The organism is Candidatus Kapaibacterium sp. (assembly GCA_023957315.1).
In the GTDB taxonomy this organism is placed as follows: Bacteria; Bacteroidota; Ignavibacteria; order Kapaibacteriales; family UBA2268; genus PGYU01.
On sequence record JAMLHE010000025.1, the window covers coordinates 1 to 9713 of the forward strand.

Sequence of the window (9713 nt, forward strand, 5' to 3'; positions counted from 1 at the left end):
GCCGATTTGTACCTAGTATTTTCTCTTTTTTTTCCACAAAAATATAAAAAATGGCTGCCCTTATGAGACAGCCTCAGAAAGACTCGTGTCGTATGGACAGAACAGCGTTCTGCCCGAAACATAGCCCATGGTTTCAACCGTGGGTTAGCAAATAGTTCACATTTTTCATTTCGCTTGTTGCAAAATGACAAATTGCTGCATTCTAAACATTATATTTGTAAAAATGTAATATTTCAAAAATTTGGAGAAGAAAGATGGAACGTATTAGCAAAGAAAATCTGAATTTAATAATCTATAACAAGTAAATTTTTTAGGATGGCTTTTTACCCCGAAGGGGTTGAATATACTATTGAAATTTAACATGTGTAATAATAAATGGAGAAGGAAGATGGAAGTTGCAATTGAAAGAAACATCAAAGATTCAATAGATTATTTGGTCGAAACTGCCAAATATTTCAACGAACTCATGATACCAGAGATTTTATTTAAACAACTTAATTTGCTTACTAAAAATGAAATTAATGGCTTACTAGACAAGGATTATAAGCAAAGCAAAACACGAGTATATCCGGTTAATTTGTTACGAAGAATTGTGCTAGTTAAACTTAACCAAGGAACAGAAATTACAAATAATGATATTGAAGAAATTAAGAAAGCCATTATTGAAAAAAATCTTGCTTTTATACAAACGTATGTTCCAATTATTGATAATAGTATGCTTAAGAACTCTAATATCAATGACAAATCTTTTATAGTTTGGAGTATGCCCTTTAGACTGCTTTATACAATTTTTTACTTCAAAAACAAGCGTGAAATCCAGCTTAAAGTACAAAAATGTCTAAATGAAATATCCGATTACACAATAAACTATATTTCAACTAACTTCAATATTAAATTTAGTTCTCATTCTATTGATTTTAATGGCTTCCAGGCTCAAGGTAGAGATATTGCTTCCTTGTTATTTACTCCTTCAATATTTACTAATCATAAGAAATGTGCCCAGCTTCTTTTTGATTTTAAGTCTGACGGGCTAATTGCTGAAATCGGCAGAGGAGAGGATTTAAGAGTGAAAATTGATGATATAATGTCAAATAAAGGATATAGTGCCACTTCTATCGAAATACATGACGTAAACGAACTTGAAAATACCATAAACCAAATAGTGCCTATTGTAGAAGACATCAACATTATATTGAGTGAAAATGATAGCCCCATACTAAATATGCTTAGTATATATAAAGATCACATAAAAAAAGTTGGATTAAACGATGAACACTACAAATGGAAATTACTCGGTCTTCATCAAGGTAAGCCAAATCTTAATGCCACGAACTTTGAACAAGAATTTCTAGAAGTTGATTATTCTAATCTACTTTACCAATATGCATTAAATGTAGCAAAGCATTTAGTTAAAACAAAACCAATAGAGTATAAAAGTTGTTTAAGTGAATTATTTGATGAGACTAAACCTCTTAATGATAGAATTAGGTCTTTTATTGACACTGCTGATGAATTATACAAATCTGTAAAAGCTGTAGAAAGGCATTCTCATCAACATGATGAAAGGACTGCTGCCACTTTTTTAACATATCACAATCCAACCAAATACACCTTTTATAAATCATCTTTTTATGAGGCTTATTGCGAATATATAAAAGTCAACACAAAAAAAACGGGGCAAAAGTATAATCATTATTTGGGGTTGATGAATGAATTAGTTGATAATTATATCAAACATGACCAAGAGCTCATCGGTTTGATCCAAAGCCAATTAGATACTGACGATTTTCATGATGATAATTTATTACTTTTAGCACAAGATATTTTGTATCAATGTTTCGATAAAAAATTAATACATACCCGCAACTATTGGATTTTCCAAGCTAATCCTGATATTTTTGACGTATTTTCAGCATTAAAGGAAAACAAGGTCAATAGCTGGTTAATAAATCAAAACAAAGGAAATATTAGGAGTGGCGATAAAGTAATTTTATGGGTGACAGGTGAAAAAAGTGGATGTTATGCACTTGCTGAAATAAGCGACAACCCAAAAGAAGTCGGTTTGGAAACTGATGATCATTTTTGGAAAACAACAAAACCAAGCGGATTAAGAGCTCCAATTACAATAACGCATAATTATATTGACAATCCAATATTAAAAAGTGAAATAATGAACATTGAAGAATTAAAGAATCTGAAAGCTGGTAAACAAGGCACAAATTTGAAGGCAACCAAAGAAGAGTTTGAATTCTTACTCAAATTAAGACCCAGCAATTCCAAAAATTTCGCCAAAAACCTAATCCTCTATGGACCTCCCGGCACGGGGAAAACGTTTAATAGCAAAATCAAAGCTCAAGAAATTGATGGTACGTCGAGCAACTCTTTCATCACATTTCACCAATCATTCTCATACGAACAATTTGTTGAAGGGATTTCGGTTTGCACAGATAAAGGGAACAAAGAAATTGTCATTTATGACGTTAAAGGTGGAATCTTTAAGAAAGTGTGTGTAGAAGCAATTGGATTTGATGATTTTGAAAACTTCTTACAAGAATATGACGATAAGGAAAAGAGGAAGGAATATTTAAGCAAACGTGAGCCCGTCGTCCTCATCATTGATGAAATTAATCGCGGGAATATCTCCAAAATATTTGGCGAATTGATAACGCTGCTCGAAGAAGATAAGCGATTGGGCGAGGATAACGAGATAATCGTGACGCTGCCGTATTCCGGCGAGCAGTTTGGTGTGCCACCCAATTTGTATATCATCGGCACAATGAATACAGCCGACCGCTCACTCGTCCAACTCGATACAGCACTTCGCCGCCGCTTCGATTTCGAGGAGATGATGCCGAAGTATCATCATACAGACGAAATCATAATAATCAATGAAAAGACCGCTATTGATGAATTAAAATGGCCAAATTCAGGGATAATTGGAGATAAAGATTTATCAATTTTCCTCTACAAACTTAACGAAAAAATCTGTAAAGAATACGACCGCGAACATCAAATCGGGCATTCATTTTTGATGAAAGTGAATACTTTTGAAGAGCTTCGCCGTGCTTGGGAAAACAGGATTATGCCTCTCTTGCAGGAATATTTCTATGCCGATTATGGCAATCTTGCAAAAGTGATAGGCGAGTCTGAGTATCTTGCAAAACCTGCGAAAGATAATGAAAAATGGAAACTGAAAATGAAAGCAAGTGAAGGCAAATTTGAAAATGAATTTGCTAAAGTTTATGAGTTTGCTGTGTATGGAAAAAACGCAAATCAAAAGACTAACGGAGCGGAAGAGCAAGATGAAGAAATTGAAGCATAAAAACAGTTTTAAAATAGCAGTGCTAAACATATGAACACGATTAACATAGTAGAATACGATAGACAACCAGTAGATAAAGAACAGTGGGATACACTACTTGATTTTCAAGATAAGTTCCCTAAAAATCTGCCATTCACTTTGCACCCAACAAAAGCAGATATTAAAAATTGCATAAAGGCAAAAAACTTTGTTGGCACTCTTCAACACAAAGACCTGAAAATCAATGTATTCCCGAAACTATATACAGGAGCTAAATTAGAGGGCAATAAGAAACAAGCCATTAAAAACTTTATGTTCATGCTTGAGTATGGCTATAATTTCGCTAAACTCAAGGATTTTGAATCATCCATCGAAAAAGAGAAAATGGATAATTTCTTCGAGGTATTGATTTATCTTTTTGCGAAGAAATTGATTGAGCAGTTGAAAATGAACCCGAACCGCTCCTACATAACAGTCGAAGACGAGAGCAATTTCCTCAAAGGCTCATGGCGACTGAGCGAGCAACTCTCCAAATCGCCGCATCTGAAGCATAAATTCCACGTTTCCTACGACGAATTCACCGACAATAACGAGTTGAACCGGATTTTGAAATTTGTCTCGCGGATGCTGCTTTTTGCGACAAGCAATTCCGGCAATAAGCTGCTGCTGCACCATATCTTGCTGATTTATGCTGAAATTGACGACATCTTGAAACCTGACTCAATTGAATTGGATAAAGTGAAATTCACCAGAATCAATCAGGAATATAAGCCGATTTTCGAGCTTGCACGGCTGTTTCTGAACAAACTTTCTACGCATACGCTGGATTCGAAAATCTCCACTTTCACTTTTATGTTTGATATGAATTTTCTTTTCGAGCAATTTATAGCAGGGTTTATCAGAAAACATGAACTTCATCCGCCAGGATATGAAATGGAAACTCAAAAGTGCAGTGAATCTTTATTGACGGAAAAATTAAATGAGAAAATTGTCAAACATTTCAGTTTAAGACCTGATATTTTTTTTAAAGCCAAAGATAAAAAGAATCATTTTATATTAGACACAAAATACAAACAGTTGGACGAGAAAGTGAAAAGCCTCGGTGTCTCGCAAAGCGATGCATACCAGATGTATGCATATTCTCAGAGATACGATTGCAAGCGAGTAATCTTGCTATATCCGAAACATCTTAATAAAGAAGCAGGAAGCAAAAACTTTACTTTTTTTAACTCCGATCACAGATTGGATATCCGTACTGTGAATATATGTAGGGATTTGAAGGAACAGCAAGGTGCTCTGGAAAAAGACATTAGGGAGATTTTGATTAACAAAATAGGAGAAAAGTAAATGGCAGGAACATATACTCAGATTTACATTCAAATTGTAATCGTTGTCAAAGGTAGAGATAATTTGATTAGAAATGAGAACAAAGACGAGCTTTATAAGTATATCAGCGGAATTGTTCATAACAAAGGGCATAAGATGCTCTGTATAAACGGCGTTGCGAATCATATACACTTTCTAATTGGTTTTAAGCCCGTAGAACAACTTTCCGAATTAGTCAAGGAGATAAAACGTTGCTCATCATTGTTTATTAACGAAAGGAAATGGGTAAAAGGAAAATTTGAATGGCAATCCGGATATGGTGCATTTTCTTACTCTCATTCCCAAATTAGTAAAGTTGCGCTATATATTGAGAATCAAGAGGAGCATCATAGAAGAAAGACTTTTAAGGAAGAATATATCGAGCTCTTAAACAAGTTTAATGTTGCGTATGATGAAAGATATATTTTTGAAGATGTGGGCTTGCTATAGATATATAACCACTTCGTGGTAATATAAATAATAATGCGATGTGAATGTTATAGATATGTAACCGCTTCGCGGTAAAAGTCAGATTGAGAAGTGCTTGTTATAGATATGTAACCACTTCGTGGTTAAAGTCAGATTGAGAAGTGCTTGTTATAGATATGTAACCACTTCGTGGTTAAAGTCAGATTGAGAAGTGCTTGTTATAGATATATAACCACTTCGTGGTAAAAACAAATGTAAAAAAGCAACGATGTGTTATAGATATCTAACCACTTCGTGGTAAAAATACAACTTGATGTCTTTACCCCGAAGGGGTTAAATATCTATAACAGTGGATTTTGTACTTTGGTCTCTATACCCCGAAGGGGTTGAATATCTATAACTATGCTACAAACGAGTTTGATTTTTACCCCGAAGGGGTTATATACAAATTTTATTCCATTTTTCTTAATCATACTTCATCACAAAAACACACAAATCATAGTCCAGACATTAGCTCAACCGTCCCAGTATTTTTCTAAATAGTTTTAGTAATCGGCGGGGTAAAGCTTTAATAAATGTAGAGGGTGAACCCAGATTTAGACGAAAATTGATGGATTTAACTTGCTTGAGAATATAATCCGCACTCATATTTTCATTCAGCAATATAAAATCGTTACCGGACTTTGGCATAACTTTTAAAGCTAATAATTTGTCCCAATCAAAAGTGTCTAAATCTATCAATCCCTTGGAAACGGCAATATTCCAGAGCTCGGTTGCAGGCAGAGGTGTAGCGATTCCGATGCCGCAAGTATTATTTTTGTGGCTCTTCTGAATCCATCTAATCATATCTTTTGATTGCTGCAATTCTTCCTTTGTCTCGCTTGGGGCGCCGGCAATAAATGACCCCATAACACTGATTCCTGCCGCGTTTAGAATTGTTATCGCTTTCTTGTTTATCTCAGTTGAAGATTTGCCGGTTTTTAAGTATTGTGCAACTCTGTCAGAACCGGACTCAATCCCGAATTCTACTTTATAAACTCCCAGTTTTTTGAACAATTGTGCCCATTCTTCATCAATTTGCAGTGTTCTACCTGCCACATAATAGACTATTTTGCCCAATAAGCCTTTGTGACCCAACATATCAATAATTCCTGAAACCCGCTTCTTGCTTCCTGTGAAAAGGTCGTCTTCAATCAGTATCGCGTTAATGCCGAATTTTTTGTGAATGTAATCAATCTCTTCGGCGATATATTCCGGAGAATTCATTCGGTATTTTTCCCACATTGCTGATGGCTGACAAAAAATACAGTTGTAAGGACAACCACGAGAAGTAGATAATTGTGCATGTCGCAAACCGGTTCTGCCAAACCAGCCGGGATGGTCAGCAGTTATAATCCGCTCCAAGTCATTAATATTTTCTCTGTCGGGAATTGGGATTTCGTCCAAATTACGAATCAATGGTCGTGCGTTGTTGATGATTACACTGCCATTTTCCCGATACGCAATCCCATCAATAGATTTGAAAGATAAATCGGAGATGTCCGAGAAATTTTCCACTATCTCGAGAAAGCTTTGTTCGCCTTCGCCGATTACAGCCAAATCGAAATCGCCCTGCAATGACTCAGGCATTACAGATATATGGCAACCGCCGAATACAAGCAAGCTTTGGGGAAATTTTTGTTTTAGCAATTTGCTGATTTGGACGCTTTTTTTGAAATAATGAGTAAATGATGTTAATCCAATTATATCAGGGGCAAAACTTTCCAAATATGACAGTTCATCTTCATCATAATTGAAAATTTTGATAACAACATCTTTCTTGGAGTACTTTTTGACATAAGAGCTTAATGAGCATAATCCGGTGGGATAATAATTAACAGTCCTCTTTGACTCAGGATTTATCAGGGCTATTTTTGTTGTTGCCATTTTTTTGTTACATTTAATTCAAAATCATATATGCAAAATAATATAATTTTCATAATTTAAGCAAGATGAAGAGGAATTTTGTAGGACTGCAACAGCGTTCTGTGCAAAACATAGCCCATGAATTTATTCGTGGGAAAAGAATTTTTATGACGAGACACCCACCCCGTCTGCTGGCGCATCCACCCCTCAGGAGGGGAATTAAAGATATTTCCGTCTTTGTATGTCCCGTCAGTTGTTATAATTGACGGATAGGGATGAACCTGAATTATAGTCGTCAGTTGTAATTATTGATGATACACTAACTTTAGAACAACTGACGGCACGGGAAGATGCCAACTCAAAGCATGGCTATTTGGTATAGTAGAGGCTTATAATGTGGTTTAGGGATTTTTTTATTCGCTGCTTGTGCGGTTTCAAGCCATAATTCTTTAGCTTCCAACACCTCATGAAGTGCTGCTTCAGGTGTATCTCCAAATGCAGAGCAATAAGCTAAGTCCGGTATGTCCGCTATGTAACCACCGTCTTCTTCGCTATAAAATATATTTATATGATAATCTTTCATAATTTACTTATAAGTTAACGAATTTCTTTCGATAATAGTTAAAACTTGTTTTACTTGGTAAGATTTAACTTCTCCATTCACGTTTTGTATGTTGACGATCTCATTTATTCCTACATGCTTGAAAATGTGATGGCTGCCCTTAGTTCTGTCTAACTCAAATCCAAATGCTTCGAGCAGATATAACATCTCGCCAAATTTGACGTTATGGGTGCCTGCAATCAATTTCTTTAGAATTTTCTCAACTTTCATTCTACAAAATTATAAAAATCTTCATAAAATTAAGTACATTCTTTCAACTTTGCAAAAAAATTCTTCCATCCTTTTGAGATAATTTACGCATTCATGTGTATATTATATATATGGTTTTGTTAATTTTAGAAAAATGTTGAAATGAAAGCACTAATTCCAATTTTATTAATGTTTGTAGCTCTTGAAGGGTATTCTCAAAACGTATGGGAAATGACTTTCATTATTGAGTCTAATCCAATAGCAATGGAATGTCCTGATAATAAAAATGTATTCATCATTTCTACTATTGGTAGATTTTGTAATTTCTATAGATCAGATGATAATGGTAGCTCATGGGAGTTTGCTAATAACATAGACCACGATACAGCTGAAGATATGAGTTGTCCTGACAGTGTGAATATTTTTATAACGTTTTTCGATGGTACAATTTATAAATCAAACGATAAAGGTGAAAATTTCGAATCATTGAAACTTGACGGTATTAATTATATTCGCAACATAGCTATGTTCAATAAAAATATTGGTGTAGCTTCAGGTGGATATTATGTCACATCTGACGGATGGAATAGTTACTATAACTTCTATGAGCAATTATTCAGTGAGAATGAGAATATGAGTTATACTCTTTTATATCCAACATTTAAAAATGACTCTATATTATTTTCGATAGCAAGAATTTTTGATAAATCAAATCCAAGTATTTCAGGTTTTACAAATCACTCATTATTAAAATTAAATATAAAAACTTTTGAATACGAGCTTCTTTATATCGGACATTTATCAGGAATAAGAGACTTTTATATTGTAGATGACAATACAATGTTTGTATGTGGTTCAAGTAACACGATAAGCGGTGGCACAGGACACGATGCAATATATAAAAGTACTGATGGTGGAATAACTTGGAGAAGGATGTTAGATTTGTATTCACTTAGAAATAAATTTTACGACCATGATATTCAACCTTTTGGACTACAGAGCATTGCATTCAAAGATAGTTTAACAGGTATTACAGTCGGTCAGTTTGGAAAGATTGTTTATACTCACGATGGAGGTGAATCATGGACTTATGAAAGCAAACTGCACGATTCAATAAGAAAGACAACCCCGCCTACAATGCTCGTAAGATATTCTGATACAATTCCTGTAGTTGCAACCTTTACAAGGCATATTTACAGAATGATAGAAGATAACCTCGCTCCGAGTGTCGAACATAAGTACAGTATAAGCGGACGCGTTTGGGAAGGCGACAAAGGGCAAGCAGGGGTAGCGATCCAATTAGACACTTTCCGTGTCACAATGACGGACAAAGACGGCTATTACAGATTCGGCAACCTAAAAGAGGGATCTTATCAAGTCAGAGCATTGAACAAGTATTATGATGGTGACAACCCAACCTACTACTACAAACCATTTGACTATACACCACTTGAATACAACATAGAACTCACAAGTGACACGACCGGATTTGATTTCAATGCCGAAGATATAAGGTCAAACTATACATTAATGGGCATTATCAAAGATAATAAAGGTGATATTCTTGCAAATATGGATGTTCAGATTGGCGAAAACACGGTGAAAACCGACTCTACAGGGAACTATGTTTACTATAAAGCGGAATCCAAAGAATATTTTATCACCCCAATAGACGAAGCCTATACTTTTGCTCCAATATATTACGACACTCTAATAACATCGCACAGCTTCACTTTAGATTTCACCGCCACCCCTGCCACCAGCGTTTGGGAAAGTGCAAATAGCTCAAGCTTAATTCTGCATCCCAATCCGGCAAGCGAATATATCGAAATTAATGCTGCTATCAAGAGGCTGTCTCACAAGAGCAGCCTCTTCGACTTCAATAAAAAGAAAAAATGAGAT

The 9713-nt window shown here is 35.1% G+C and carries 7 protein-coding genes; 4 read left to right on the plus strand and 3 right to left on the minus strand.

Annotated features, from left to right (window positions below):
* Positions 1 to 388 precede the first annotated feature (388 nt).
* The 3 genes from M9949_14980 to tnpA are packed head-to-tail and all read left to right on the plus strand — an operon-like array spanning position 389 to position 5116.
* Positions 389 to 3322, plus strand: coding sequence for an EVE domain-containing protein (locus M9949_14980; GenBank protein MCO5252707.1), 2934 nt, complete (start codon positions 389 to 391; stop codon positions 3320 to 3322).
* Positions 3323 to 3352: 30 nt separating this feature from the next.
* Entirely contained in the window at positions 3353 to 4648 is a 1296-nt protein-coding gene (locus M9949_14985) for an McrC family protein (GenBank protein MCO5252708.1), read from the plus strand.
* The gene (gene tnpA / locus M9949_14990; GenBank protein MCO5252709.1) at positions 4649 to 5116 is read left to right on the plus strand and encodes an IS200/IS605 family transposase; all 468 of its coding nucleotides are present in this window, start codon (positions 4649 to 4651) and stop codon (positions 5114 to 5116) included.
* A 489-nt stretch (positions 5117 to 5605) separates the two neighbouring features.
* Here the strand turns inward: tnpA and M9949_14995 are convergent, their stop codons facing one another.
* From M9949_14995 to M9949_15005, 3 genes are all read right to left on the minus strand, one after another.
* Positions 5606 to 7021: a B12-binding domain-containing radical SAM protein gene (locus tag M9949_14995; protein MCO5252710.1), complete on the minus strand. Its 1416-nt coding sequence runs from the start codon at positions 7019 to 7021 to the stop codon at positions 5606 to 5608.
* 337 nt (positions 7022 to 7358) lie between these two features.
* Positions 7359 to 7583, minus strand: a complete 225-nt coding sequence (locus M9949_15000; protein ID MCO5252711.1) for a type II toxin-antitoxin system HicB family antitoxin — start codon at positions 7581 to 7583, stop codon at positions 7359 to 7361.
* Between the two features lie 3 nt (positions 7584 to 7586).
* A complete protein-coding gene (locus M9949_15005; protein MCO5252712.1) occupies positions 7587 to 7832 on the minus strand; it encodes a type II toxin-antitoxin system HicA family toxin in 246 nt (81 codons plus the stop codon).
* Between the two features lie 141 nt (positions 7833 to 7973).
* Between M9949_15005 and M9949_15010 the strand changes: the two genes are divergently transcribed.
* Positions 7974 to 9710 carry a hypothetical protein gene (locus M9949_15010; protein MCO5252713.1) on the plus strand — a complete coding sequence of 579 codons (1737 nt, stop codon included), beginning with the start codon at positions 7974 to 7976 and terminating at the stop codon, positions 9708 to 9710.
* Positions 9711 to 9713: the final 3 nt, after the last annotated feature.